This window comes from Kocuria sp. CPCC 205258, from assembly GCF_040981005.1.
GTDB lineage: Bacteria > Actinomycetota > Actinomycetes > Actinomycetales > Micrococcaceae > Kocuria > Kocuria rosea.
In genome coordinates this window covers 20,601-45,372 of sequence record NZ_JAVKPS010000010.1, presented here as the reverse complement: position 1 = coordinate 45,372, position 24,772 = coordinate 20,601, and the positions used below count along the sequence as shown (strand labels likewise).

23 protein-coding genes and 1 riboswitch are annotated in these 24,772 nt (G+C 73.4%); of the genes, 1 reads left to right on the top strand and 22 read right to left on the bottom strand.

Annotated features, from left to right (window positions below; all coding sequences use genetic code 11):
• Window positions 1-52 precede the first annotated feature (52 nt).
• From rbfA to rimP, 5 genes are all read right to left on the bottom strand, one after another.
• Window positions 53-502 carry a 30S ribosome-binding factor RbfA gene (rbfA, locus tag RF644_RS15165; RefSeq protein ID WP_017832930.1) on the bottom strand — a complete coding sequence of 150 codons (450 nt, stop codon included), beginning with the start codon at window positions 500-502 and terminating at the stop codon, window positions 53-55.
• 158 nt (window positions 503-660) lie between these two features.
• Window positions 661-3,534: a translation initiation factor IF-2 gene (gene infB, locus RF644_RS15160; RefSeq protein WP_368797112.1), complete on the bottom strand. Its 2,874-nt coding sequence runs from the start codon at window positions 3,532-3,534 to the stop codon at window positions 661-663.
• A 204-nt stretch (window positions 3,535-3,738) separates the two neighbouring features.
• On the bottom strand, window positions 3,739-4,089 hold the full coding sequence (locus tag RF644_RS15155; protein WP_081615740.1) for a YlxR family protein: 351 nt from the start codon (window positions 4,087-4,089) through the stop codon (window positions 3,739-3,741).
• A gap of 195 nt (window positions 4,090-4,284) precedes the next feature.
• Window positions 4,285-5,265 (bottom strand): transcription termination factor NusA, encoded by a 981-nt coding sequence (gene nusA / locus RF644_RS15150; protein ID WP_109222389.1) that lies wholly within the window; start codon window positions 5,263-5,265, stop codon window positions 4,285-4,287.
• A gap of 191 nt (window positions 5,266-5,456) precedes the next feature.
• Window positions 5,457-5,972, bottom strand: a complete 516-nt coding sequence (gene rimP / locus RF644_RS15145) for a ribosome maturation factor RimP (protein ID WP_368797111.1) — start codon at window positions 5,970-5,972, stop codon at window positions 5,457-5,459.
• A gap of 100 nt (window positions 5,973-6,072) precedes the next feature.
• Between rimP and RF644_RS15140 the strand changes: the two genes are divergently transcribed.
• Window positions 6,073-7,098, top strand: coding sequence for a hypothetical protein (locus RF644_RS15140; RefSeq protein WP_368797110.1), 1,026 nt, complete (start codon window positions 6,073-6,075; stop codon window positions 7,096-7,098).
• Window positions 7,099-7,119: 21 nt separating this feature from the next.
• Here RF644_RS15140 and RF644_RS15135 read toward each other — a convergent pair whose 3' ends face one another.
• From RF644_RS15135 to tsf, 17 genes are all read right to left on the bottom strand, one after another.
• Complete coding sequence (locus RF644_RS15135) at window positions 7,120-7,887, bottom strand: TSUP family transporter (protein WP_031282729.1); 768 nt, start codon at window positions 7,885-7,887, stop codon at window positions 7,120-7,122.
• Window positions 7,888-7,936: 49 nt separating this feature from the next.
• Window positions 7,937-9,736 carry a proline--tRNA ligase gene (locus tag RF644_RS15130; protein WP_368797109.1) on the bottom strand — a complete coding sequence of 600 codons (1,800 nt, stop codon included), beginning with the start codon at window positions 9,734-9,736 and terminating at the stop codon, window positions 7,937-7,939.
• A gap of 148 nt (window positions 9,737-9,884) precedes the next feature.
• On the bottom strand, window positions 9,885-10,739 hold the full coding sequence (locus RF644_RS15125) for a GNAT family N-acetyltransferase (RefSeq protein WP_368797108.1): 855 nt from the start codon (window positions 10,737-10,739) through the stop codon (window positions 9,885-9,887).
• Between the two features lie 18 nt (window positions 10,740-10,757).
• Window positions 10,758-11,924 (bottom strand): flavodoxin-dependent (E)-4-hydroxy-3-methylbut-2-enyl-diphosphate synthase, encoded by a 1,167-nt coding sequence (gene ispG, locus RF644_RS15120; protein ID WP_017832938.1) that lies wholly within the window; start codon window positions 11,922-11,924, stop codon window positions 10,758-10,760.
• Between the two features lie 179 nt (window positions 11,925-12,103).
• Window positions 12,104-13,438 (bottom strand): RIP metalloprotease, encoded by a 1,335-nt coding sequence (locus RF644_RS15115; protein ID WP_368797107.1) that lies wholly within the window; start codon window positions 13,436-13,438, stop codon window positions 12,104-12,106.
• Between the two features lie 198 nt (window positions 13,439-13,636).
• The gene (locus RF644_RS15110; RefSeq protein WP_368797106.1) at window positions 13,637-14,296 is read right to left on the bottom strand and encodes a methionine ABC transporter permease; all 660 of its coding nucleotides are present in this window, start codon (window positions 14,294-14,296) and stop codon (window positions 13,637-13,639) included.
• Complete coding sequence (locus RF644_RS15105; RefSeq protein WP_017834140.1) at window positions 14,293-15,372, bottom strand: methionine ABC transporter ATP-binding protein; 1,080 nt, start codon at window positions 15,370-15,372, stop codon at window positions 14,293-14,295. The genes RF644_RS15110 and RF644_RS15105 overlap by 4 nt, the downstream gene beginning before the upstream one ends.
• Complete coding sequence (locus RF644_RS15100; RefSeq protein ID WP_035929727.1) at window positions 15,369-16,262, bottom strand: MetQ/NlpA family ABC transporter substrate-binding protein; 894 nt, start codon at window positions 16,260-16,262, stop codon at window positions 15,369-15,371. The genes RF644_RS15105 and RF644_RS15100 overlap by 4 nt, the downstream gene beginning before the upstream one ends.
• A gap of 100 nt (window positions 16,263-16,362) precedes the next feature.
• A riboswitch (SAM riboswitch) is annotated at window positions 16,363-16,479 on the bottom strand.
• A 44-nt stretch (window positions 16,480-16,523) separates the two neighbouring features.
• Window positions 16,524-17,798 carry a 1-deoxy-D-xylulose-5-phosphate reductoisomerase gene (gene dxr, locus RF644_RS15095; protein WP_368797105.1) on the bottom strand — a complete coding sequence of 425 codons (1,275 nt, stop codon included), beginning with the start codon at window positions 17,796-17,798 and terminating at the stop codon, window positions 16,524-16,526.
• 130 nt (window positions 17,799-17,928) lie between these two features.
• A complete protein-coding gene (locus tag RF644_RS15090) occupies window positions 17,929-18,201 on the bottom strand; it encodes a GlsB/YeaQ/YmgE family stress response membrane protein (protein WP_368797104.1) in 273 nt (90 codons plus the stop codon).
• A 222-nt stretch (window positions 18,202-18,423) separates the two neighbouring features.
• Entirely contained in the window at window positions 18,424-20,055 is a 1,632-nt protein-coding gene (locus RF644_RS15085; protein WP_368797103.1) for a cation acetate symporter, read from the bottom strand.
• Between the two features lie 3 nt (window positions 20,056-20,058).
• Window positions 20,059-20,439, bottom strand: a complete 381-nt coding sequence (locus RF644_RS15080; protein ID WP_035926328.1) for a DUF485 domain-containing protein — start codon at window positions 20,437-20,439, stop codon at window positions 20,059-20,061.
• A gap of 164 nt (window positions 20,440-20,603) precedes the next feature.
• Complete coding sequence (locus tag RF644_RS15075) at window positions 20,604-21,212, bottom strand: DivIVA domain-containing protein (RefSeq protein WP_368797102.1); 609 nt, start codon at window positions 21,210-21,212, stop codon at window positions 20,604-20,606.
• A gap of 25 nt (window positions 21,213-21,237) precedes the next feature.
• Window positions 21,238-22,194 (bottom strand): phosphatidate cytidylyltransferase, encoded by a 957-nt coding sequence (locus RF644_RS15070; RefSeq protein WP_017834133.1) that lies wholly within the window; start codon window positions 22,192-22,194, stop codon window positions 21,238-21,240.
• On the bottom strand, window positions 22,194-22,751 hold the full coding sequence (frr, locus tag RF644_RS15065) for a ribosome recycling factor (protein ID WP_309057665.1): 558 nt from the start codon (window positions 22,749-22,751) through the stop codon (window positions 22,194-22,196). Before frr ends, RF644_RS15070 begins: the two co-directional genes overlap by 1 nt.
• 126 nt (window positions 22,752-22,877) lie before the next feature.
• Window positions 22,878-23,651, bottom strand: a complete 774-nt coding sequence (gene pyrH, locus RF644_RS15060; protein ID WP_017834131.1) for a UMP kinase — start codon at window positions 23,649-23,651, stop codon at window positions 22,878-22,880.
• A gap of 233 nt (window positions 23,652-23,884) precedes the next feature.
• Window positions 23,885-24,715 (bottom strand): translation elongation factor Ts, encoded by an 831-nt coding sequence (gene tsf / locus RF644_RS15055; RefSeq protein WP_017834130.1) that lies wholly within the window; start codon window positions 24,713-24,715, stop codon window positions 23,885-23,887.
• Window positions 24,716-24,772: the final 57 nt, after the last annotated feature.

Below are 24,772 nucleotides of genomic sequence, written 5' to 3'. Positions count from 1 at the left end.
GGCTCGGGACGTCAGGCTTCGTGCGGGTCACTTCCCCGGTGCCCCCGCCTGCTCAGCGGTCCCGGGAGGACTCGTCGTCCTCCTCGGCCGGCTTCCGGTAGGGGTCCTCGCCGGCGGCCCAGCTGGCCCCGGCGGCCTGGGCGGCGACCTCGGCGTCCTTCTCCTTGGCCGCGCGCAGCACCTCCTCGAGGTGGGAGGCGTTGACCGGGATCTCGTCCGGGACGAAGGTCAGGGTGGGCGTCAGGCGGGCCGTGATGTTCCGTCCCACCTCGCTGCGCAGGACGCCCTTGGCGGACTCGAGGGCCGCCCGGGTGTTCTGCTGCTCCTCCGCGGTGCCGAACACCGTGTAGTACAGGGTGGCGTGCTGGAGGTCGTTGGTGACGCGGGCGTCCGTGATGGTCACGAAGCCCAGCCGGGGGTCCTTGACCCGGCGCTCGAGCGCCTGGGCCACGACGACCTTGATCCGGTCGGCGAGTCGGGCGGCGCGTGCTGCGTCAGCCATGGTGGATGCTCCTCGGGTCGGGGCGGTGCGGTGCTCGGCGCGGTGCTGGCGACGAGGCGGGGAACGGTGCTGGAACGGGGGCGGCGGCACGGGCGGGCGCTGGGCCCGCCCGTGCCGCCGCGGGTGTCCCGCGCGCGGGGCGCGGGACTCGGGACGGGTCAGGCGCGCGGCTTCTCGCGCATCTCCCACGTCTCGATGAGGTCGCCCTCGTGGATGTCGTTGAAGGAGCCGAGCCCGATACCGCACTCGTAGCCCTCGCGGACCTCGGTCGCGTCGTCCTTGAACCGGCGCAGCGAGTCGATGGTGAGGTTGTCCGCCACGACGCTGCCGTCCCGGACGAGCCGGGCCTTGGAGTTGCGGCGGATGGTGCCCTTGGTGATGTAGGCACCGGCGATGTTGCCCCACTTGGAGGAGCGGTACACCTCGCGGATCTCGGCGGTGCCGAGCTCCACCTCCTCGTACTCCGGCTTGAGCATGCCCTTGAGCGCGCTCTCGACCTCGTCGATGGCGTTGTAGATCACCGAGTAGAACTTCATCTCGACGCCCTCGCGGTCGGCCAGCTCCGTCACGCGCTCGGCGGGACGGACGTTGAAGCCGATGATGATCGCGTTGTCCACGGTCGCCAGGTTGACGTCGTTCTGGGTGATCGCGCCGACGCCGCGGTGGATGACCCGCAGCTGGACCTCCTCGCCCACGTCGATCTTGAGCAGCGAGTCCTCGAGCGCCTCCACGGCACCGGACACGTCGCCCTTGATGATGAGGTTGAGCGTGTCGATCTTGCCGGCGGCCACGGCCTCGTCGAAGGACTCGAGCGTGATCCGCTTGCGGCGCTTGGCGAGCAGGGCGTTGCGGTCCGCCGCCTGGCGCTTCTCGGCGATCTGGCGTGCGGTGCGCTCCTCCGGGGTGGAGAGGAACGTGTCGCCCGCCCGGGGCACCGAGTCGAGGCCCAGCACCTGCACGGGACGCGAGGGACCCGCCTCCTCGACGGACTGCCCGTTCTCGTCGAACATGGCGCGCACCCGGCCGTACGCGGCACCGGCGACGATCGCGTCGCCGACGTGCAGCGTGCCGGACTGGACGAGCACGGTCGAGACCGCACCGCGGCCCTTGTCCAGGTTCGCCTCGATGGCCACGCCGCGGGCGTCCTTGTTCGGGTTCGCCGAGAGCTCGAGCGCGCCGTCCGCGGTCAGCACGATCGCGTCCAGCAGGTCGTCGATGTTGAGGTTCTGGCGCGCGGAGACGTCGACGAACATGGTGTCGCCGCCGTACTCCTCGGGGACCAGGCCGTACTCGGTGAGCTGGCCGCGGATCTTCTCCGGGTTCGCGTCGGGCTTGTCGATCTTGTTCACCGCGACCACGATCGGCACGCCGGCGGCCTGGGCGTGGTTGAGCGCCTCGACCGTCTGCGGCATGACGCCGTCGTCCGCGGCGACCACGAGCACGGCGATGTCCGTCACCTGGGCACCACGGGCACGCATGGCGGTGAACGCCTCGTGGCCCGGGGTGTCGATGAACGTGATCTGCCGCTCCTGGCCGTCGACCTCGGTGTCGATCTGGTAGGCGCCGATGTGCTGGGTGATCCCACCGGCCTCCCCCTCGATCACCTTCGTGTTGCGGATCGCGTCGAGCAGGCGGGTCTTGCCGTGGTCGACGTGGCCCATGACGGTGACGACCGGCGGGCGCGCCTCCAGGACGTCCTCGCCCTCGGCCGCGGCCTCGGCCTCCAGGTCGATGTCGAAGGACTCGAAGAGCTCGCGCTCCTCGTCCTCCGGGGAGACGACCTGGATCCGGTACCCGAGCTCCGCGCCCAGCAGCTGGAAGGTCTCCTCGTCGAGGGACTGCGTCTGCGTGGCCATCTCGCCGAGGTGGATGAGCACCGTGACGAGGGAGGCCGGGTTCGCGTTGATCTTCTCGGCGAAGTCCGTGAGGGACGCGCCGCGCCGCAGGCGGACGACCGTGGTGCCGTCGCCGTGGGGCACGGAGACGCCGCCGACGGACGGGGCCTTCATCTGCTCGAGCTCCTGGCGCTTCGCCCGCTTCGACTTGCGCTGCTTGCCGCGGGCACCGCCGCGCCCGAAGGCGCCCTGGGTGCCGCCGCGGCCGCCGCGGCCGGGGCCGCCGCCGGGACGGGAGAACCCGCCCCCGCCGCCGCCGGGACCGCCGCGGCGGGGACCTGCGCCGCCGCCGGCCGGCCGGGAGCCGATCGGGGCCACGCCCGTGGTGTGCCCGGGCATCATGTTCGGGCTGGGGCGTGCGCCGCCGGGGCGGGGACCGCCCTGGGGACGCGGGCCGCCCTGGCCCTGCGGACGGGGACCGCCCTGACCCTGGCCCTGGCCCTGCGGGCGGGGACCGCCCTGGCCCTGGCCCTGGGGACGCGGTCCGCCCTGGCGCTCGGGACGGCCCGAGCGCATGCCCTGCTGGGCGGCGAACGGGTTGTTGCCCGGACGCGGACCCGCCGGGCGGGGAGCACCGGGGCGCGGCGCGGCCGAGCCCGGACGGGGCGCGGTGCCACCGGGGCGCGGCGCGGCGGAGCCCGGACGGGGCGCTCCGCTGCGGCCCATGCCCTGCTGGCTGGCGAACGGGTTGTTGCCCGGGCGCGGGCCCGGGGCGGGGGTCCTGGCGCCCGGGGCCGCCGGGCGCTGCGGCGCGGACCGCTCCGGGGTCGAGGACGGCTCGGCGGAGCGCTGCTCGGGCGCCTTCTCGGCCGGCCGCTGCTCGGCCGCCTTCTCGGGCGTGCGCTCCGGCGCCTTCTCGGCGGGCTTGGCGGCCGCCGGGCCCGGGGCGGGCGCGGAGGTGCCGGGCCGGGCCGAGGCGCCGGGCTTGGACGCGGGCTTGCCGGCGGGCGCCGGGGCCGCCGGGGCGGCCTTCTCCGCCCGGCCGGCGAGGGCGGAGCGCAGCTTCTTGGCGACGGGCGGCTCGACGGTCGAGGACGCGCCTCGGACGAACTCACCCAGGGTCTGAAGCGTGGAAATCGCTTCCTTGGACGTTATTCCGAGCTCTTTCGCGAGCTCGTGAACGCGGGGCTTGGCCACTTCTCTCCTGTCTCGGTCCGCACCGAAACAGGCACGAACCACTTATTTTCCGTTGAGGCTCCCGGAGCATCGGCCGTCGAGGACGGCGCGGGGTCGCGGGAGGCCGTTGGCAGAGCACAACGAAGCACTCATCGCTGGGCACTCATCGGTTTTCCATCGGTTCTCTGACTCGCTTTCCAGTTCTTCACCCGCGTACGGACGTGGTCACCGGTCCGGTCGGACCGCGCGGGCTGCCGTCCGGGGACGGCTGTGGTCGGCACTCGTGCGTCCGGTCGCCGGGGCTGCCCCCGTGGACAGCAGGGCGTCCAGTGCGGGGGCGACCGCCTCCGTGTCCACGACCGCCCGGAACGCGCGCCGGAAGGCGCGCCGGCGCAGGGCCGAGTCCAGGCACTCGTGGGAGGGGTGGAGCCAGGCTCCGCGACCGCCGAGGCGGCCGTCCCGGTCGACCACGGCCCGGAGGCCGCTGTCGGTCGGTTCGGTCACCACACGTACGAGCTGGTCAGGGTGTTCGGTGGTCCGGCATCCGATGCACGTGCGACGGGAGTCTGCACTCACTCGCTCGGTACTCCTCGTCTCGCGCCGGGACGTCGGGGACGTCCCGTGCGGGCCGGGAGCGGGCGCCGGACAGGGACCACCAACGATCTGACCGCTGTCCAGTCTATCCCGGGGACCGCCCTGGGCCGAAACCGGGGGCGCGCGGGATCCCGGGACCGCCCCGGGGCGGGGGCGCCGGTCCCGACGCGGCGGGACTCAGCGGCGCTCGGCGGCCTTCGACTCGGGCACGATGTCGATCTTCCAGCCCGTGAGCTTGGCGGCCAGACGGGCGTTCTGGCCCTCCTTGCCGATGGCCAGGGACAGCTGGGTGTCGGGGACCACGGCGCGGGACGAGCGGGCCCGCTCGTCGAGCACGCTCACCCGGGTCACCTTGGCCGGGGACAGGGCGTTGGCGATGCAGCGGGCGGGGTCGTCCGACCAGTCGACGATGTCGATCTTCTCGTCGTGCAGCTCGTTCATCACGGCGCGCACGCGGGAGCCCATCTCCCCGATGCAGGCGCCCTTGGCGTTGATCCCGGACTGGGTGGCGCGCACGGCGATCTTGGTGCGGTGGCCGGCCTCGCGGGCGATCGCCATGATCTCCACGGAGCCGTCGGCGATCTCCGGCACCTCCATCTCGAACAGGCGGCGCACCAGGTCCGGGTGGGACCGGGACAGCGTGATGGACGGGCCCTTCATGCCGCGCTTGACCTCCACGACGAAGGCGCGGATGCGCGCGCCGTGCGGGTACTTCTCGCCGGGGGCCTGCTCGTGCGGGGGCAGCACGCCCTCCACGGTGCCGAGGTCGACCTGAACCATGTGGGGGTTGTGCCCCTGCTGGATCTGCCCGGAGACGATCTCTCCCTCCCGGCCCTTGAAGTGGCCCAGGACGGCGTCGTCCTCGACGTCGCGCAGCCGCTGGAGGATGACCTGGCGGGCCGTGGAGGCGGCGATCCGCCCGAAGCCGGCCGGGGTGTCGTCGAACTCCCCGACCGCCTCGCCGTCCTCGTCCAGCTCGGGGGCCCAGATGGTGACGTGGCCGGTCCGGCGCTCGATCTCGGCGCGCGCTCCCGGCAGCGCGCCGGCGGTCTTGTGGTACGCCAGCAGGAGGGCCTGCTCGATGGTGGGGATGAGCAGGTCCACGGGGATGTCGCGCTCACGCTCCAGCAGTCGGAGGGTGCTCATATCGATGTCCATGTCCGGCCTTCCTCACCTGACGGCCCCGGGGACGGCGCAGCGCACCGTCGGGGATGACGGGGCGCCGCCACGGGTCGTGCTCGCGCACTCGTCGTCGCACTCGGTTGTCGTCGCACTGCGGACCGCGGCGCCGGTGGGCGCCGCGGCGTCAACGGCACATCTTACACTCGTGCCGGGCGGGGCCGGGTCCGTCAGTCCGTGAACTCGACCTCCACCCTGGCCCGGCGCACGGCCTCGAAGGCCCAGCGCTCCGGGTCGAGCAGCCGGGCCGGCATCCCCTTCTTCACCTGGTGGCTGCGCTGCAGGACCACGCCGTCCTGGCCGACCTCCAGCAGGCGGGCCGTGAACTTCTCGCCCTCCACCGGGGTGACCCGCACCAGCCGGCCGATCGAGCGGCGCCAGTGCCGCGGGGCCGCGAGCTCCCTCGTGGCCCCCGGGGAGGACACCTCCAGCTCGTAGGCCGGGCCCGGCACGGGGTCCGTGCGGTCGAGGAGTTCGGACACGGCCCGGGAGACCGCGGCGATCCGGTCGATGTCCACGCTGTCGGTGCTGTCCTCCGGCAGGTCCACGAGCACCTGCAGCACGAGCCCGGTGCCGGCAGGCTTCAGGGCGACGTGCTCCAGGACGAGCCCCGACTCCTCCACCGCGGGGCCGATCAGCTCGGCCAGCCGCTGGTCGTCGGGTCCGGGGGTGCTCTGCTCGCTCACGGGGTCTCCTCGTGCTGTCGGGACGTCGGGGTCGGTCTTGGAGATCCTATGATGAACGCGGCCCTCCGCCGTCCCCCGCCGCGTCCCCCAGGAGCCCCCGGTGACCGATCCCCGCACGCCCGCCCCCCGGGTGCTCCCGCTGGTGCTGGGGGTCCTGCTCGCCACCGGCGCCGCCGGGGCGTGGTGGCTGGACTCCGCCCGGCCGGTGCCCCCGGACGAGGTCGCGCGCGCCGAGGCGTGGCGGGGCACCGAGGCGCTGCTCGCGGCGCCCGCCCCGGCGCCCGCCGCCGCGTGGGCGGACGTGCGCGCCGACCTGGCCCGGCAGCTCGAGGCCCTCGGTCCCGCGCCCGACGGCCGCACGAGCGCCGCCGCCCGGGCCGGGCGCCTCTCCTCCGCCGGCGGCACCGGCGGCGTCAGCCCCGGAGACGCCGGGGACGCCGCGGAACCGGGCGCCACGGCGTCGTCCGCGCTGCGGACGACGGCGACGGCCCTCGCCGGGGACGCCCTGGCCGCCGAGGACCCCGCCCTGGCGCGGGTGCTCGCCGCGGCGGCGGTCTCGCGGGCCACGGCGGCCCGGCAGCTCGCGGCCCCGCAGGTCCCGGCCCCGCAAGTCCCGGGGCCGGCCGGCGCCGACCTGTGCGACGCCGCCGGGGACCCGGCCCCCGGCGGGACGACCGCTCCCAGGGCCGTCCTGTGGTCGGCGCTGGACCGCGCCGGCTACGCCTTCGAGGCGCTGGCCGCCCGCACCGGGACGGCCCCGGACGCCGCCGCCCCTGACGGTGCCGCCCCGGCCGGTGCCGTCCCCGCCGAGCTGGCGCACCGGGCGCGGGCGGACGTCGAGGAGCTCCTGGGGTCCCCGTCCGCCCGGCGGGTCCTCGCGGCGGAGCCCGGGCTGCCGGCGGGCGCCTACGTCCTGTCCGAGGACGTGCGGGAGCACCCCGGCCGGGTCGCGGACACGGCGGCGCGGGACGTGCAGGAGGCCGCCGCGCACGTGCTGGCCCGCGGGGACGCCGGCGACCGGTGCTGGGCGCTCGTGGCGCTCGAGCGCGCGACCGGGCTGCGCGCCGGGCTCACGGGGGAGGTCGACGCCCTGCCCGGCGTGGTCCGGGACGACCCGCCGCGGTGACCCACGCTCCGGCGGGGTTGCTCAGGCTCCCCGCAGCACGTCGACACCCAGCTTGAGGATGAGCAGCGAGACCACGGTGAGGAACACGACCCGGATGAAGCGGCTTCCGCGGGCCACCGCGGTGCGCGCCCCGAGGTAGCCGCCCAGCATGTTGGACAGCCCCAGGACGAGCCCCAGGCCCCACAGCACCGACCCGTGGCCGAAGAAGAACACGAGCGCGCCCACGTTGGTCGCGAGGTTGACGATCTTCGCCTTGGCGCTGGCGGCCAGGAAGCTGTAGCCCAGCAGCGTGATCATGGCGATGACCAGGAACGAGCCGGTGCCCGGGCCCATCACGCCGTCGTAGAAGCCGATGACGGTGCCGATCACCATCGCGGTGCCGTAGTGCCGCGCGCCGCTGTGGCGCAGCTCGGTCAGCTGCCCCACGGTGGGCCGGGCCACGGTGAACAGGAGCACGGCCACCAGCGCGGCGAGGATGATCGGGCGGAACACCGCCTCGGGCAGGGACGCGGCCAGCGCCGCCCCGCCGAAGCTGCCGAGAAGCGCGACGCCGGCCATGGGCAGGGCGGTGCGCAGGTCGGGGGACGTGCGCCGGTAGAAGGTCAGCGCGCTCGTCGCGGTGCCGAACACGGAGCCCATCTTGTTGGTGGCCAGGGCCTGGACGGGGCTGATCCCCGGGACCATCAGCACCACGGGCAGCTGCAGCAGGCCGCCGCCGCCGACCACGGCGTCGACGAAGCCCGCGGCGAGCCCGGCCGCCACCAGCAGGGCGACGACGCCGGGGTCCATCTGCTCCAGGCCCGAGGCCCCGAGCCAGGCGCCGAGCCCCTGCACGGGATCAGCCGCGCACGGCGGCGGCGACCACGGCGGCGACGCCGTCCCGGGGCACGTCCTCGCTGCTGCCGCTCGCGCGGTCCTTGAGCTCGAGGACGCCGTCCTTGAGGCCGCGGCCGACCACCAGCACGGTGGGCACGCCGAGCAGCTCGGCGTCGCCGAACTTCACGCCCGGGGAGACCTTGGGCCGGTCGTCGAAGAGGACCTCGAGCCCCTCCGCCTCGAGCTCGGCCACGACCTTCTCGGCCTCCTCCAGCACCTCGGGGCCCTTGCCGGTGGCGACCACGTGGACGTCCGCGGGGGCGACCTGGCGCGGCCAGAGCAGCCCCTTGTCGTCGTGGTAGGCCTCGGCGAGGGCGGCCACCGCCCGGGTGACCCCGATCCCGTAGGAGCCCATGGTCACGGTGACGAGCTTGCCGTTGCGGTCGAGCACCTTCAGCCCCAGTGCCTCCGCGTACTTGCGGCCCAGCTGGAAGATGTGCCCCATCTCGATGCCGCGGGCCGCCTCGAGCGGACCGGAGCCGTCCGGCGCGGGATCGCCGGCCCGCACCTCGGCGCACTCCAGGACGCCGTCCCAGGCGAAGTCGCGCCCGGCCGTGAGGTCGTAGACGTGCTGGCCGGCCACGTTCGCCCCGGTCACCCACCGGGTGCCGCGGACCACGCGCGGGTCCACGAAGAAGGGGATGCCGGTCGAGGACTTCTCGCCGAGCACGGCCTGGTCCGGGGACAGCCCCGGCCCGATGTAGCCCTTGACCAGCAGCGGGCAGGCGCGCAGGTCCTCGTCGCCGGCCTGCTCGACCAGCACCTCCCCGGAGACGTCCAGGGCGGCGCCGATGCCGGCCTCGATGCGCTTGAGGTCCACGGCGCGGTCGCCGGGCAGGCCGACCGCCACGAGCCGCCTGGCGCCGTCGGGCAGGACGACGGCGAGCACCACGTTCTTGAGGGTGTCGCCGGCGGTCCAGGGCCCCTCGGCGCGCGGGTGCAGCTCGTTCGAGCGCTGCACGAGCGTGTCGATCGTGGGGCTGTCCGGGGTCTCGAGCACCCGTGCCTCGGGGGCCCCGGCGGGATCGGTCTCCGCGGGCACCACGGTGGTCACCGCCTCGACGTTGGCCGCGTAGCCGCCGGGCGAGCGCACGAACGTGTCCTCGCCGATGACCGTGGGGTGCAGGAACTCCTCGGAGCGGGAGCCGCCCATGGCCCCGGACTGGGCCGAGACGGCGACCACGGGCAGGCCGAGGCGCTCGAAGATCCGGACGTAGGCCTCGCGGTGCCTGGCGTAGGACTCGTCGAGACCGGCGTCGTCGACGTCGAAGGAGTAGGAGTCCTTCATGACGAACTCGCGCCCGCGCAGGAGACCGGCGCGGGGGCGGGCCTCGTCCCGGTACTTCGCCTGGATCTGGTAGAGGGTGACGGGGAGGTCCTTGTAGGAGGAGTACAGGTCCTTGACGAGCAGCGTGAACATCTCCTCGTGCGTGGGCGCGAGCAGGTAGTCGGCGTCCTTGCGGTCCTTCAGGCGGAACAGGTTCTCCCCGTACTCCGTCCAGCGGTTCGTGACCTCGTAGGGCTCGCGCGGCAGCAGCGCCGGGAAGTGCACCTCCTGGGCGCCGATCGCGCCCATCTCCTCGCGCACCACCTGCTCGACCTTCCCGAGCACCCGCAGACCCATCGGCAGCCAGGTGTAGATGCCCGGGGCGGCCCGGCGGATGTAGCCGGCGCGGACGAGCAGCTTGTGGCTGTCCACCTCGGCGTCGACCGGGTCTTCGCGGAGGGTTCGCAGGAACAGGGAGGAGAGTCGCAGCGCCACGAGGGCTCCGTTTCTCCCGGGGAGCGCGGCGTGGTGCGGCCGGGCCCGGGCGTCGAGAGGGTGGGCGGCGCCGACGGCGCCGCTGATTCCGGTCAAATCTACACCCCCCGCCGATCCCGGCCGCACCGGGATCGGCGGTCCCGGGCGCTCAGAGCAGGACGGTGGCGAAGGTCCCGACCCGCTCGAAGCCGACCCGCCGGTAGGTGGCGAGGGCCCGGACGTTGTAGTCGTTGACGTAGAGGCTGACCACCGGGGTGCGCCGGCGGGCGAGGCGCACGGCGGCCGCCATGCAGGGCGCCGCCAGCCCCCGGCCGCGGTGCGCCGGGTCCACCCACACGCCCTGCACCTGGGCCACGCCGCGGGCCACCGAGCCGAGGTCGGCCTTGAACACCACGCGGCCCCCGTCGTCGGTCAGCACGAGGCAGCGCCCCGCCTCGACGAGCGCGGAGACGCGGTCCCGGTACCCGCGGTCGCCGCCCGTGTACGGGGAGTACCCGACCTCCTCCTCGAACATGGCGGCGCTCGCCGGGAGCACGGCGGGCAGGTCCTCGGGGCGTGCCACGCGCACGCCGGGGTGCGGGGCGGGCGCCGGGTCCCGGTCGATGGCCAGCAGGGGCTGGACGGGGCGCAGGTCGAAGGGCCGGGGCCACGAGCGCTCCACCCGGGACCACAGCCCGAGGACCAGCTCGGCGGGCCCGAACAGCGAGGCGTGCCGGGACCCGCCCCGCCGCAGGTGCCCGCCGACGAGGTCCAGGCCCGGGCCGTCCAGGGACACGGGCACCACGTTCGTGCCCACCCAGCACGCGCCGGTCAGCTCACCGTCCGACCCGGCGGTGCCGACCACGGGCGGGATCCGCGAGCCCCTGCTCCCTCGGTACGACTCGACGTGGGCGGCCACGAAGGCGTGGGCGACGGGGTCCGCCTCGAGCAGCCGGTCCAGCTGGGCCGGATCGACCTCCCCCGCCGGCACCAGCCGCGGCGCCGTCCTCCGCTGCGTCCTCACCCGCCCGTCACCGGCCCGTCAGCTGACGCTCACGACGGGGCTGCCCGCCGTGGTCTCCCCGTTCTCGTCCGTCTCCATCTCGGCGGCGATGCGGTTGGCCTCCTCGATCAGCGTCTCCACGATGAGGTCCTCGGGGACGGTCTTCACGACCTCGCCCTTGACGAAGATCTGGCCCTTGCCGTTGCCGGAGGCCACGCCGAGGTCGGCCTCGCGGGCCTCGCCGGGGCCGTTGACGACGCAGCCCATCACGGCCACCCGCAGGGGGACGGTGAGCCCCTCGAGGCCCGCCGTCACCTCGTCCGCGAGCGTGTAGACGTCGACCTGCGCGCGGCCGCAGGAGGGGCAGGAGACGATCTCGAGCTTGCGCGGGCGCAGGCCCAGGGACTGCAGGATCTGGTTGCCGACCTTGACCTCCTCGACCGGCGGCGCCGAGAGGGAGACCCGGATGGTGTCCCCGATGCCCTGGGACAGCAGGGCGCCGAAGGCCGTGGCGGACTTGATGGTGCCCTGGAAGGCGGGGCCCGCCTCGGTCACGCCGAGGTGCAGGGGCCAGTCGCCGCGCTCGGCGAGCAGCTGGTAGGCCCGGACCATGGTAACGGGGTCGTTGTGCTTGACGGAGATCTTGAAGTCGTGGAAGTCGTGCTCCTCGAACAGGGACGCCTCCCACACGGCGGACTCGACGAGCGCCTCGGGCGTGGCCTTGCCGTACCTGTCCATGATCCGCTGGTCGAGGGAGCCGGCGTTCACGCCGATCCGGATGGACACCCCGGCGGCCTTGGCCTCGCGGGCGATCTGGCCGACCTGGTCGTCGAACTTGCGGATGTTGCCCGGGTTGACGCGCACGGCCGCGCACCCGGCCTCGATGGCCGCGTAGACGTACTTCGGCTGGAAGTGGATGTCGGCGATCACTGGGATCGGGGACTTCATGGCGATGATCGGCAGGGCGTCGGCGTCGTCCTGGGACGGGCACGCCACCCGGACGATGTCGCACCCGGTGGCGTTGAGCTCGGCGATCTGCTGCAGGGTGGCGTTGATGTCCGTGGTGGGGGTGGTCGTCATGGACTGCACGCTCACCGGCGAGTCGGAGCCGACGCCCACGGACCCGACCCGGATCTGCCGGGTCTTCCGGCGCGGGGAGAGGACGGGCTGGGGCGCGGCGGGCATGCCGAGGCTGACCGGGGTCAAGGAGTTCCTCCGAGGAATCGAGGGCAGGAGCTGGAGCGGTGGCGCCGGGACCCGCTGGCCGGGCCCGTCGCCGGTTCCCATTGTGCCCCATGCTCCGGGGCGGCCCCCGGTGCCGGGGGTGCGATTCCTCCCACGCCGAACGCCCGCCGGCCCCCGGGGGCGCGCCGGCCGTCCCGGGCTCAGAACAGCCGGACCGGTTTGACGATGTCCGCGTAGATCAGCAGCACGGACATCCCGATCATCAGCACGGCCACCGCGTAGGTCACCGGCAGCAGCCGGGCGGGGTCGAACGGGCCGGGGTCGCGGCGGCCGAGCAGCCGGGCGCTCCCCCGGCGCAGCGCCTCCCACAGCGCCCCGGCGACGTGCCCGCCGTCGAGCGGCAGCAGCGGCAGCAGGTTGAAGACGAACAGGGCCAGGTTGACGGAGCCGACCAGGCCCACGAGGGAGGCGGCCTTGTCCCGCAGCGCGATCTCCTCGTGCGCGGCGATCTCCCCCGAGATCCGGCCGACCCCCACCACGGAGATCGGCCCGTCCGGGTCCCGGGGCGCGTCCGAGAACGCCGCCTCCCCCACCTCGTAGATCCGCTGCGGCAGGTGCAGGACCACCCCGGCGATCTGCTGCAGCCCGTCCAGCACCGCCCCGGGCACCGCGGTCAGCGGCTGCCGGACGGGCTCGCTCGTGGGGCTGATGCCGATGAACCCGACCTCCTCGTAGCGGGGGGCGCCGTCCTCGCCGGTCACGGCGGCGCCGGAGTCGTCCAGCACGGGCCGCGAGGAGAGGATGGGGGTCAGCGCCGCGGACACGGTCCGGCCGTCCCGCTCGACCACCACCGGGATCCGTTCGCCGGCCCGGTCCCGGATCCGGGCGGTGAGCTCGTCCCAGGAGCCGACCGGGGCGCCGTCGACGGCCGTGACGACGTCCCCGGGGCGCAGCCCGGCGGCGTTCGCGGGGGCCTGGGGGTCCTCCGGCCGGCACTCGGTCTGCCCGGCGGCCTGGCGCTCCGCGGCCACCACGCACTCGGACACCCAAGCGACCGTCGTGGTGGGCGTCGCCGTCCCGAAGCCGGAGAGCAGGACGGCCAGGCACAGGGTCCCGAGCAGGAGGTTCATCACCGGGCCGCCGAGCATGATCACGATCCGCTTCCACACGGGCAGCCGGTAGAACACGCGGTCCTCGTCCCCGGGGAGGAACTGGTCCGCGGCGCCGCCGCGGGCCTCGGCCGCCATCTGCTGGAACACGCCGGTGCTCGAGGCGCGGGCCGTCGAGCCCGCGCGCGCCGGCGGGTACATCCCCACCATGGAGATGTAGCCGCCCAGCGGGACCGCCTTGAGCCCGTACTCCGTCTCGCCGCGCCGGCGGGAGAGCACGGTGCGCCCGAAGCCGACCATGTACTGCGTGACGCGCACGCCGAAGAGCTTGGCCGGCACGAGGTGGCCGATCTCGTGGAGGGCGATGGAGACCGCGATGGCCGCGGCGGCCAGCAGCACGCCCACGAGGAACAGCACGACACCCATCCGTCGGACCTCCCGGGATCGTCGAGGGACCCCGGCGTGCGCCGGGGACGTCGGGGCCGTGCGCTCGGCACGGCGAGGACCAGTCTGCACCACGATCCTGGACGTCGGGCACCGGGCGCACCACAGGGCACGACGACGGCCGGCGCCCTCCCGGGAGGGAGGCGCACCGGCCGTCGGAGGGCTGCGGGGCGGGGCGCCTCAGCGGCGCAGGATCCGGCGGGCCAGCCGGTTGCCCACCACCTGCACGAGCTGGACCAGGACCACGATGACGGCGACCGCCGCCCACGTGACCTCGTCGTTGAACCGCTGGTAGCCCAGGCGCAGGGCGAAGTCGCCCAGGCCGCCGGCGCCGATGGCCCCGGCCATCGCCGACATGTCCGTGATGCCGATGACCAGGAAGGTGTAGCCGAGCACCAGGGGGCCCAGCGCCTCGGGCAGGATCACCGTGCTGATGATCCGGCCGCGGGAGACGCCCATGGAGCGGGCCGCCTCCACGACCCCGGGGTCCACGCTCATGAGGTTCTGCTCGACGATGCGCGCCACCGCGAACATGGCGCCGATGGTCATCGCGAAGATCGCGGCGTTGGGCCCCAGCCGGGTCCCGACGACCCCCTGGGTCACCGGTCCCAGCGCGGCCAGCAGGATGATGAACGGGATCGGCCGGACGAAGTTCACCACGAGGTTGAGGCCCTCGTGCACCGCCCGGTTCTCCAGGATGTTGCCCCGGCGGGTGACGTAGAGGCCGACGCCCACGAGCAGACCGAGCAGGCCGGCGAGCAGCAGCGTGACGGCCACCATGTAGAGGGTCTCCCCGAGCGCGGACAGCAGCTCGGGTCCCAGGACGGACCAGTCGTTCACGCGGCCACCTCTCTCAGGGTCGTGATGCGGGACATCTCGTCGACCACGGCCTGCACGGCCGCGTCCGCACCGGTCAGCTCGAAGGTCAGGGACCCGAACGACTGCTCCTGGAGCACGCTGATCCCGCCGTAGGCGATGGTGAAGCGGACCCCGCGGGCGGCGCCGTCCGAGAGCACCCCGCCGATGTCCACGCCGTCGCCGACGTCCACGATCACCAGGCGCCCCCGGTGGGCGCGGCGCAGCCGTTCGACCTCGCGGGCGTCGGGCACCGAGTGCAGGACGGAGGAGACGAAGCGGCGGGCGGTCTCGGTGCGGGGCCGGGCGAAGATGTCCACGGTGGAGCCGTGCTCCACGACCTTCCCGTCCTGCATGACGGCCACCCGGTCGGCGATCGCGCGGACCACGTCCATCTCGTGGGTGATGATCACGATCGTGATCCCGAGCTCCCGGTTGACCCGCTGCAGCACCTGCAGCACCTCCTGGGTGGTCTCCGGGTCGAGGGCGCTCGTCGACTCGTCGGCCAGGAGCAGCTTCGGGCTGGTCGCCAGCGCGCGGGCGATGCCCACGCGCTGCTTCTGCCCGCCGGAGAGCTGCTCCGGGTAGTTGCCGGCGCGGGCGGCGAGGCCCACGAACTCGAGCAGCTCGGCCACCCGCGCCCGGCGCTTCTCCTTCGGCCAGCCGGCCCGCTTGAGCGGGTACTCGACGTTGCCGGCGACGGTGCGGGAGGTGAAGAGGTTGAACTGCTGGAAGATCATCCCGATCTCCTGCCGCACGGGCGCCAGCTCGGTCTCGCGCCGGCCGGCCACCTCGAAGCCCTCCACGGTCAGGGAGCCCGAGGACACGGGCTCGAGCCCGTTGATCAGGCGCACGAGGGTGGACTTGCCCGCCCCGGAGTAGCCGATCACGCCGAAGATCTCTCCGCGGCGGACGTCGAGGGTGACGTCGTCGACCGCGAGCACCTCGCGCGCCGCCCGCCCCGAGCCGGTGCGAAAGGTCTTGGAGACGTTGCGGAAGGAGACGAGCACCTCGTCCGGGCGCCCGGGTGCGGGCGGCCCGGCGGGGACCGCCGCGCTCACTGCTCCTGGTCCTTCAGCTCCTGCTGGTAGCGCGCGGTCAGCTCCTGGAGCTCCTCCGGCTCCAGCTGCAGCGGCACGGCGGTGTCCTTGGTCTCCTCCATCTCGGCGTCGAGCACGGCCTGCTCGTGGTAGAGGTCCGCGACCTGCCGGAGGGTCTCGTCGTCGGCGAGCTCCTCCGTGGTGGTGAAGAGGTTGACGTAGGCGCGGGAGCCCTCGGACTCGGGGTCGTCCTGGGCGAGCGCGGACTGCGGGTCGATGTCGGCCCGCGAGAGGAAGTCGTTGTTGATGACCGAGCCGGCCACCGAGTCGAGCGAGAGCACCGTCTGCTCCGCGGAGACCGGCGTGACCCGCACCGTGGAGGCCTCGGTGTCGACGTCGAGCTCGGTGGGGATGAGGGTGTCGCTGCTCAGCTCCACGAGACCTGCGGCCTCGAGCACGAGCAGGGCCCGGGAGAGGTTCACGGCGTCGTTGGGCACCGCGATCTCGTCGCCCTCCTGGAACTGCTCCACGGAGTCGTACTGGTTGGAGTACAGGCCCAGCGGGTAGATCGAGGTCGAGCCGATCGGGGTGATGGAGCCGCCGGCCGCGTTGTTGTAGTCGGCGAGGAACGGGACGTGCTGGAACCAGGTCATCTCCACGTCACCGGACTCGGTGGCGGGGTTGGGCTGGTTGTAGTCGGAGAAGTCGACGTACTCGACGGTGATGCCCTGCTCCTCGGCCACCCGCTGGAGGGCGTCGTGGGTCGGGTCGGTGCCCACCACGCCGATGGTGACCTTGTCGTCGGCGAGCACGCCCTCGCCGGAGGACTCCCCGGCGGAGCCGCCGCAGGCGGTGAGGGCGAGGCCGAGGGTCGTGGCCAGGGCGAGGAAGGGGAGGCGCTGCGATCGCATGTGGTGCCTTTCCGTGGGTCCGGGGTGTCGGAGGTCTCCACCGGGGCCAACGGGTCCGGCGGCCACGGTCGAGGGCGCGCCGGAGGGCGCGTGCGCGGTCGGACCGTACTTGCCGCCGGCCGTCGTCGGCCGGTGCCGGATGGTTCACCTGGGGCACCCCACTACGGGAGAGGGTTGCCGCCCAGCAAGCCAGGGCTGCACGCTGGGACTCGTCATCCGCCCGACAGACTAGCACGTGCGGCGGGGCCGGGCCCGGCCCGGTCAGCGGGCGAGGACCTCGCGGGCCCGCCCGCGGGCCCAGCGCTCGGCCGCCAGCACGGCCTCGAGCTCCAGCGGGCCGTCGTCGTCGTGCTCGCCCAGCACCGCCTCGACCGTGTCCACGATGGCGGGGAACCGGATCCGGCCGTCGTGGAAGGCGTGCACCGCCTCCTCGTTGGCCGCGTTGAATACGGCGGGGAAGGTCCCGCCCCGCTCCCCCGCCGCCTTGAGGAGCTCGACGGCGGGGAACGCCACCGGGTCGAGGGGCTCGAAGGTCCACTCCGTGGCGCGCGTCCAGTCGCACGGCAGGGCGGCCCCGGGCACCCGGTGCGGCCAGGCCAGACCGAGGGCGATGGGCAGGCGCATGTCCGGGGGCGAGGCCTGGGCGAGGGTGGAGCCGTCCACGAACTGGACCATGGAGTGCACGACCGACTGGGGGTGGAGCACCACGTCGATGCGCTCGAGGGGGACGTCGAAGAGCAGGTGGGCCTCGAGCACCTCGAGGGCCTTGTTCACCATGGTCGCCGAGTTGGTCGTCACCATCAGGCCCATGTCCCACGTCGGGTGGCGCAGCGCGTCCCGGGGCGTGACCGTCTCGAGCTCAGCCCGGGACCGGCCGCGGAAGGGCCCGCCGGAGGCCGTCAGCACGAGCCGGTCCACCTCCGCGGCGGTGCCGCCGCGCAGCGCCTGCGCCAGCGCGGAGTGCTCGGAGTCCACGGGGATCAGGGCGTCCGGGTCCCCGGTGGCCGCGGCGGCGGCCTTGACCAGGGCGCCGCCGGCGATCAGGGACTCCTTGTTCGCCAGGGCGAGCCGGTGCCCGGCCCGCAGCGCCGCCAGCGTGGGGGCGAGCCCGATGGAGCCGGTGATCCCGTTGAGCACGAGGTCGGCGTCGGGGTGGGCGGCGGCCGCGGACGCGGCGTCGGGCCCGTGCACGACGTCCGGGCGGTATCCCCCGGCCCCGGCGGACGCGGCCCGGTCCGCGATGAGGCCGGCCAGCCGGGCGGCGTCCTGGGCGGTGCCGCTGGTCGCCACGAGCGCGGCGCGGGTCTCGAGGGCCTGCTCGGCGAGGAGCTCGAGGTGCCGTGGTCCGGCGGCGAGGGCGACCACGGTGAACGGGTCCGCGCCCTCGAGCTCGCGGGCGGCCCGCACGACGTCGAGCGCCTGGGTGCCGATCGAGCCCGTCGAGCCGAGGACGCTGATCCGGCGGGGGCCGGCGGCGGCCAGGGCGCGCAGCTCGGGTGTCGGGCGGGTGCGGGGCGAGGTGGCGGGGGGCGTCATGGCCCCAGTATCCCCCAGCGACCCTCCTCGGTGCGGTGCCCGCAGGGGCCCCTGCGGACGACCCGGAACGGGCCGAGGCCCCGTCCACCGGGAGCGGTGGACGGGGCCTCGGCGACCGACGGGGGTGGGATCAGCGCGTGGCGCGACCCTTGCGGCCGGTGACCGCGCCCCAGATGAAGAGCACGATGAGGGCTCCCACGACGGCGGTGATGATGGTGCCGATGTCGAACGCGGACTCCAGGTCCCCGATGCCGATCAGCGAGCCCAGGAAGCCTCCGAGGAGGGCCCCCACGATGCCGAGGACGATCGTGACGATGATGCCGCCACCCTGGCTGCCCGGCATGATGAGCTTGGCGAGGGCGCCGGCGATGAGGCCGAGGATGATCCAGCTGATGATTCCCATGATGGCTCCTTATCCGTCCCGGGAGGGACTTTTATTGTACGCAACCGGCGAGTATCCCTGGAATACCCTGAGGTTGCTTCTGCGCTTCACCCTAGTCGACGGTCAGCCGCCTGTCTGTTCCCGTTAGCCAATCGACGCGTTCCCCCGGACGCGGACCGGCCCGCCGGAAGCCGGGGCTTCGGGCGGGCCGGTGGATCCTCCCAGGTGGGAGCGGAAAAGCCGTCAGTGGGCGACGGGCTTCTCGGCGCCGATGCCTGTGAGGGAGCGCACCTCCATCTCGGACTGCTTGATCGGGTCCTCGAGACGGCGCTCCGTCATGGAACCGATGAAGCCGAGCAGGAAGGAGGCCGGGATCGAGACGATGCCCGGGTTCTGCAGCGGGAACCACGCGAAGTCGGCCGTCGGGATCATCGACGTCTCGGTGCCGGACATGACCGGGGAGAAGACGATGAGGCCCACCGAGAGGATCAGGCCGCCGTACATGGACCAGACCGCGCCCCGGGTGGTGAAGCGCCGCCAGTACAGGGAGTACAGGATGGTCGGCAGGTTCGCCGAGGCCGCGACCGCGAAGGCGAGCGCCACGAGGAACGCGACGTTCTGGCCCTGGGCGCCGATGCCGCCCGCGATGGAGACGAGACCGATGACCACCACCGTGGTCTTCGCGACCTTCAGCTCCTTGCGGGGATCGGAGTTCCCCTTCTTGATCACGCTGGTGTAGATGTCGTGGGCGAACGAGGCCGAGGCGGTGATGGCCAGGCCGGCGACGACCGCGAGGATCGTGGCGAAGGCCACCGCCGCGATGATGCCCATCAGCAGGGACCCGCCGAGCTCGAAGGCCAGCAGCGGGGCCGCGGAGTTCACGCCGCCGGGAGCCGCCTGGATCCGCTCGGCGCCGATGAGGGCCGCCGCGCCGAAGCCCAGGATGAGGGTGAAGAGGTAGAACAGGCCGATCAGGGCGATCGCCCAGACCACCGAGGTGCGGGCCTCCTTGGCCGTGGGCACCGTGTAGAAGCGCATCAGCACGTGGGGCAGGCCCGCCGCGCCGAAGACGAGGGCCAGGCCCAGGGAGATGAAGTCCAGCTTGCTGGTCTCGGAGGCGCCGTAGCGCAGGCCCGGCTCGAGGATGGCCGGGTTGCCGGAGACGGCGACCGCGTCACCGAGCAGCGAGGAGAAGTTGAAGCCGTAGAGCGCCAGGATCCAGACGGTCATGACCGCCACGCCGGAGACCAGGAGCACCGCCTTGATGATCTGCACGTAGGTGGTGCCCTTCATCCCGCCCACGAGGACGTAGACGATCATGAGCACGCCCACGACCACGATCACGAGCGACTGCCCGGTGCGCGAGCTGATGCCCAGCAGCAGCGACACCAGCGCACCGGCGCCCGCCATCTGGGCCAGCAGGTAGAACGCGGACACCGCGAGGGTGGAGATCGACGCCGCGACGCGCACGGGGCGCTGGCGCAGCCGGAAGGACAGGACGTCCGCCATCGTGAACTTGCCGGTGTTGCGCAGCAGCTCGGCGATCAGCAGCAGGGCCACGAGCCAGGCCACGAGGAAGCCGATGGAGTAGAGGAAACCGTCGTAGCCCTGGAGGGCGATCGCGCCCACGATGCCCAGGAAGGACGCCGCCGAGAGGTAGTCGCCCGCGATGGCCAGGCCGTTCTGGGTGCCGCTGAAGCCGCGGCCGCCGGCGTAGTAGTCGGCCGCCGTGGACGTGGACTTCGAGGCGCGGAGGACGACCACCATCGTGACGACGACGAACGCGCCGAAGATGGAGATGTTGATCCAGGGCGTGCCGACCGTCTCCGTGGCGGCGGCCGTCATGGGCGCGAGCGCGGTGTGCAGCTGGTGCATCGGTCAGTTCTCCTGTCCGTGGACGCCGCCGGTGGTGCCGAGGCTGGGCTCGAGACGCTCCCGGATGGCCGTGGCCTTCGGGTCCAGCTTGCGGTTGGCGAAGGACACGTAGGCCCCCGTGATGGCAAAGGTCGTGACGAACTGGAGCAGGCCCAGGACGACGCCGAGGTTGACGTTGCCGATGACCTGGATGGCGAACAGCTGCGGCGCGTACATGGCGAGCACCACGTACAGCAGGTACCAGACCAGGAAGGCGACGGCGAGCGGGAAGACGAAGCCGCGGTGGGTCTTCCGCAGCTCCTGGAACTCTGGCGACCGCTGGGCCGCGGGGAAGTCGACGTCGGCGACGAGGTCGTCGGCGTCGATGGGTGGCTGGGTGGACATGGGCTACCTCCTCATGTGATGTGGCCCACACTAGGCCGTTGTATGCACAGGAGCAAGGCGTGACACCCAAAAGTTGCTTTTCGGGGGTCAAGATGAACACGGAACGGTGTTTCTGGACGAGGCCCGGTCCAGCATGTATACACAGAGGCTTCGGGGAGCCTGTTTCAGCGAGAGGCCAGGAGCAGCTGGACGGCGCGGTCCAGGAAGGCGTCCACCTGCTGCTCCTCGTAGCTGCGCTCCCCCTGCGCGGGCGGGAACACGGCCCGGCGCAGCTCCGCCGGCGCGAGGTCCGCGGTGCCCTCCAGCCGGGCACCCAGGCGCTCGCAGAGGACGTCCACGTGGGCGGCGGAGTAGCCCTGGGCCCGCGGCCGGGAGGGGCGCCGGAAGCGCTGCGTGCGCGGCCGGTCGAGACGGTTCCGGAGCAGCCGGGTCAGGGCGTCGACGTGCTCCTGCCAGGCCTCGGGGCCCCGGTCGCGCAGGCACTGCTCGCGCTCGGCCGCGGCCAGCGCGTCCTCGGCCGCGTCCAGCAGCCCGTCGACGGCCTCCGGCCGGTAGCCGCCCCGCGCGTCGGCGAAGACGGCGGCGCGCACCTGCGTGCTCAGCACGGCCTCGGACCGGTGCGCCGGTCCGGGACCGGGCGGCGCGTCCTGCAGGGCCGCGCGAACGGCGGCCAGGAGCTCGTCCACCTGGACGACGTCGTAGCCGCGCTCGGCCTCGGCGCACCGCGGGATGCGGGCGGTGGCCGGCCGGGCTCCGGGGCGGTCGGGAGGCATGGGCTGCGGGTCCTGGACGCCGGGCTCAGGCGCTCGCGGCGAAGAGCTCGAAGAGCAGGTACCCGGCGGGGACGGCGAAGAGGATGGAGTCGATCCGGTCCATCACGCCCCCGTGGCCGGGCAGGAGGGTGCCCATGTCCTTGATCCCCAGCTCGCGCTTGACCATGGACTCGGAGAAGTCGCCGAGGGTGGCGGCGAGCACGAGCACCGCGGCGAGCACGGCGCCCTCCCACCAGGCGTGGTCGAGCAGCAGCACGGCGCACAGGACGCCGATCAGCACCGAGCCGCCCAGCGACCCGGCGAAGCCCTCCCAGGACTTCTTGGGGCTGATCCGCGGCGCCATGGGGTGGCGGCCCCAGACCACGCCCACGGCGTAGCCGCACGTGTCCGAGCCGACGGCCAGCAGGATGACCGTGAGCACCTTCAGGGGGCCCGCCTCGGTGTGGTAGAGCAGCAGGGCGATGCTCAGGAGGAAGCCCACCCAGACCAGGGCGAACACGGAGCCCATGATGGACAGGATCATGCCGTCCCGGCCCCCCAGGGCCCGCCAGACGATCACGAGCGTCAGCCCCACGATCACGGCCATCATCAGCGCCTCGCCGCCACCGGCGAACGCGGCGACCGGCATCAGCACGCCGGCGGTCACCGCCGGGACGCGCGGGATGACGATGCCGCGGTAGCGCAGGGACCGGCCGACCTCCCAGACGCCGATCCCCGCCGCCGTCCCGGCGAAGAGCGCCAGGACGAGGGGCTGGACGAACAGCCCGACGAGCAGGGTCCCGATGAGCACCACGGCGACGCCCACGGCGGCCGGCAGGTTCCGGCCGGCGCGGGAGGGGGCGGTGTGCCGGCGCCCCGGCGTGCCCGGGGTCGTCGCGGCGCCGGCCCGGACGGGCGCCGGCCGGGCACGCGGGGAGAAGGCCCCCCCGGCGGTTCCCGGGGAAGCCTTCGTCTCCTGGTGCGGTCGCGGCTGGTCCGGCATCAGACCTGCAGCAGCTCCGCTTCCTTGTTCTTGAGCATCTCGTCGATCTGGTCGATGTGCTTCTTGGTCGCGGCGTCGAGGTCCTTCTCGGCGCGCTTGCCCTCGTCCTCGCCGATGTCGCCGTCCTTGACGGCCTTCTCGATCTGGTCCTTGGCGTGCCGGCGGATGTTGCGCACGGAGACGCGCGCCTCCTCGGCCTTGTGCCCGACGACCTTGACGTACTCCTTGCGCCGCTCCTGCGTCAGCTCCGGCATGACCACGCGGATGACGTTGCCGTCGTTGGCGGGGTTCGCGCCGATGTCCGAGTTGCGCAGCGCCTTCTCGATGTCGTTGAGGGCGGAGCGGTCGTACGGCGTGATGAGCAGCGTGCGGGCCTCGGGGTTCTGGAAGGAGGCGAGCTGCTGGAGCGGGGTGGGAGTGCCGTAGTACTCGACCAGCACGCTCGAGAAGAGGGAGGGGTTGGCCCGGCCCGTGCGGATCGCGGCGAAGTCCTCCTTGGCGCCCTCCACGGCTTTGCCCATCTTGGTCTTCGCTTCGGACATGGTCTCTGAGATCACGTAGGGGCTCCTTCGTCGTGTCGCACGGAGTCCTCCGCGCGGGGTCGGTTCGGCCGGTCGCCGCGCGGGAACCACGCCGCCCGGCCGTGCTCGCCCCAGTCTAACCGGGGGCCGCCCGGCACCGGCTCACGCGGTGACGAGGGTGCCGATCTGCTCCCCGAGGATCGCGCGGGTGACGTTGCCCTCGCCCTCCATGCCGAACACGCGCATCGTCACGTCGTTGTCGCGGCACAGGCTGAAGGCCGTCTGGTCCATGACCCGGATGTCGCGGGCGAGGGCCTCGCCGTAGGTGAGGGTGGACAGCCGCTGGGCGTCCGGGTTCGTGCGGGGGTCCGCGGTGTAGACGCCGTCCACACCGTTCTTCGCCATGAGAACCTCGTCCGCGTGGACCTCCAGGGCCCGCTGAGCCGCGACGGTGTCGGTGGAGAAGTAGGGCAGCCCGGCGCCGGCGCCGAAGATCACGACGCGGTCCTTCTCCATGTGCCGGATGGCCCGGCGCGGGATGTAGACCTCGGCCACCTGCTCCATCTTGATCGCGGACTGCACCCGGGTGTCGACCCCGCACTGCTCGAGGAAGTCCTGCAGGGCCAGACAGTTCATGACGGTGCCCAGCATCCCCATGTAGTCCGCACGGGAGCGGTCCATGCCGGCCTGGGAGAGCTCCGCGCCGCGGAAGAAGTTGCCGCCGCCCACCACGATGGCGGTCTCGACCTGGCCCACCGTGGCCGCAATCTGCTCGGCGATGTCGCGGACCACGCGCGTGTCCACCCCGATGGAGCCGCCGCCGAAGACCTCGCCCGAGAGCTTCAGCAGCACCCGGCGGCGGGCGGGGGCGACCCGGGGGTCCCTGCTCAGGCGCAGGGCCTCGTCCTTGATCTCGGAGGCAGAAGTGGTGGGCATGGTTCCTCCCGGCGACGACGGAGCTGCGTGGACCGGCTCGGCCCCGCGAGGGTGCAGCTGGCGCGGGGGGCGGGCCTCCCTCAGCATACAGAACGCGTCCGCCCCCCGGGGGCCGGCCCGCGGGGCCTCGAGGGCGTCGTCGCAGGCGGGGCCGGGAACGACGACGGAGGCGTCCCTGCCGTGCAGGAACGCCTCCGTCGCGAGCGGGCGCCGGGCGCCCGGGAGAGGACCGGTCAGGCGCCGACGCGGAAGCGGGCGAAGGCCGTGGCGGTCGCACCGGCCTCCTCGAGCACCTTGCCGACGGTCTTCTTGGAGTCCTTGGCGAAGTCCTGGTCCAGCAGGACGACGTCCTTGAAGTAGCCCTTGAGGCGGCCGTTGATGATGTTCGGCAGGATCTTCTCCGGCTTGCCCTCGGCGCGGGCCGTCTCCTCGGCGACGCGCTTCTCCGACTCGACGGTCTCGGCGGGCACGTCCTCCTGGGAGAGGAACGTCGGGGACATCGCGGCGATGTGCACGGCGACGTCGTGGGCGACCTGCCCGGCGTCAGCACCGGCCACGGCCAGCAGCACGCCGACCTGCGCCGGGAGGTCCTTGGAGGTCTTGTGCAGGTAGACGGCCACGTTGTCGCCCTCGACGCGGGCGATGCGCCGGACGACGACCTTCTCGCCGAGCAGGGCGCCGGTCTCGGTGACGAGCTCGGAGACGGCCTTGCCGTCGACCTGGGCGTCCATGAGGGACTCGAGCGTGGTGGCGTCGGCCGCCACGGCGGCGTCGAGCACCTTGTTGCCGAACTCGACGAACGGGGCGGACTTCGCCACGAAGTCGGTCTCGGAGTTGACCTCGACCATGTACCCGACGGTGCCCTCGACGCGCGCGGCGACGAGACCCTCGGCCGTGGCCCGGCCCTCGCGCTTGGTGACGCCCTTGAGGCCCTTGACGCGGATGATCTCCTGCGCCTTCTGGAGGTCGCCGTCGGCCTCGTCGAGCGCCTTCTTGACGTCCAGCATGCCGGCGCCGGTGCGCTCACGCAGGGCCTTGATCTCGGTGGCGGTGTAGTTCGCCATGGAAACTCCTCACTCGGTCGGTGGTGCCGGCCGGGGCGGGCACGGGCCCGCCCCGGC

Bases quoted from the DNA above. Each gene is read 5' to 3' on its own strand.
- rbfA (WP_017832930.1), bottom strand. From the start codon at position 502: ATGGCTGACGCAGCACGCGCCGCCCGACTCGCCGACCGGATCAAGGTC.
- nusA (WP_109222389.1), bottom strand. From the start codon at position 5,265: ATGGACATCGATATGAGCACCCTCCGACTGCTGGAGCGTGAGCGCGAC.
- RF644_RS15135 (WP_031282729.1), bottom strand. From the start codon at position 7,887: ATGGACCCCGGCGTCGTCGCCCTGCTGGTGGCGGCCGGGCTCGCCGCG.
- RF644_RS15115 (WP_368797107.1), bottom strand. From the start codon at position 13,438: ATGGGTGTCGTGCTGTTCCTCGTGGGCGTGCTGCTGGCCGCCGCGGCC.
- RF644_RS15100 (WP_035929727.1), bottom strand. From the start codon at position 16,262: ATGCGATCGCAGCGCCTCCCCTTCCTCGCCCTGGCCACGACCCTCGGC.
- dxr (WP_368797105.1), bottom strand. From the start codon at position 17,798: ATGACGCCCCCCGCCACCTCGCCCCGCACCCGCCCGACACCCGAGCTG.
- RF644_RS15090 (WP_368797104.1), bottom strand. From the start codon at position 18,201: ATGGGAATCATCAGCTGGATCATCCTCGGCCTCATCGCCGGCGCCCTC.
- RF644_RS15085 (WP_368797103.1), bottom strand. From the start codon at position 20,055: ATGCACCAGCTGCACACCGCGCTCGCGCCCATGACGGCCGCCGCCACG.
- RF644_RS15080 (WP_035926328.1), bottom strand. From the start codon at position 20,439: ATGTCCACCCAGCCACCCATCGACGCCGACGACCTCGTCGCCGACGTC.
- RF644_RS15075 (WP_368797102.1), bottom strand. From the start codon at position 21,212: ATGCCTCCCGACCGCCCCGGAGCCCGGCCGGCCACCGCCCGCATCCCG.
- RF644_RS15070 (WP_017834133.1), bottom strand. From the start codon at position 22,194: ATGCCGGACCAGCCGCGACCGCACCAGGAGACGAAGGCTTCCCCGGGA.
- pyrH (WP_017834131.1), bottom strand. From the start codon at position 23,651: ATGCCCACCACTTCTGCCTCCGAGATCAAGGACGAGGCCCTGCGCCTG.
- tsf (WP_017834130.1), bottom strand. From the start codon at position 24,715: ATGGCGAACTACACCGCCACCGAGATCAAGGCCCTGCGTGAGCGCACC.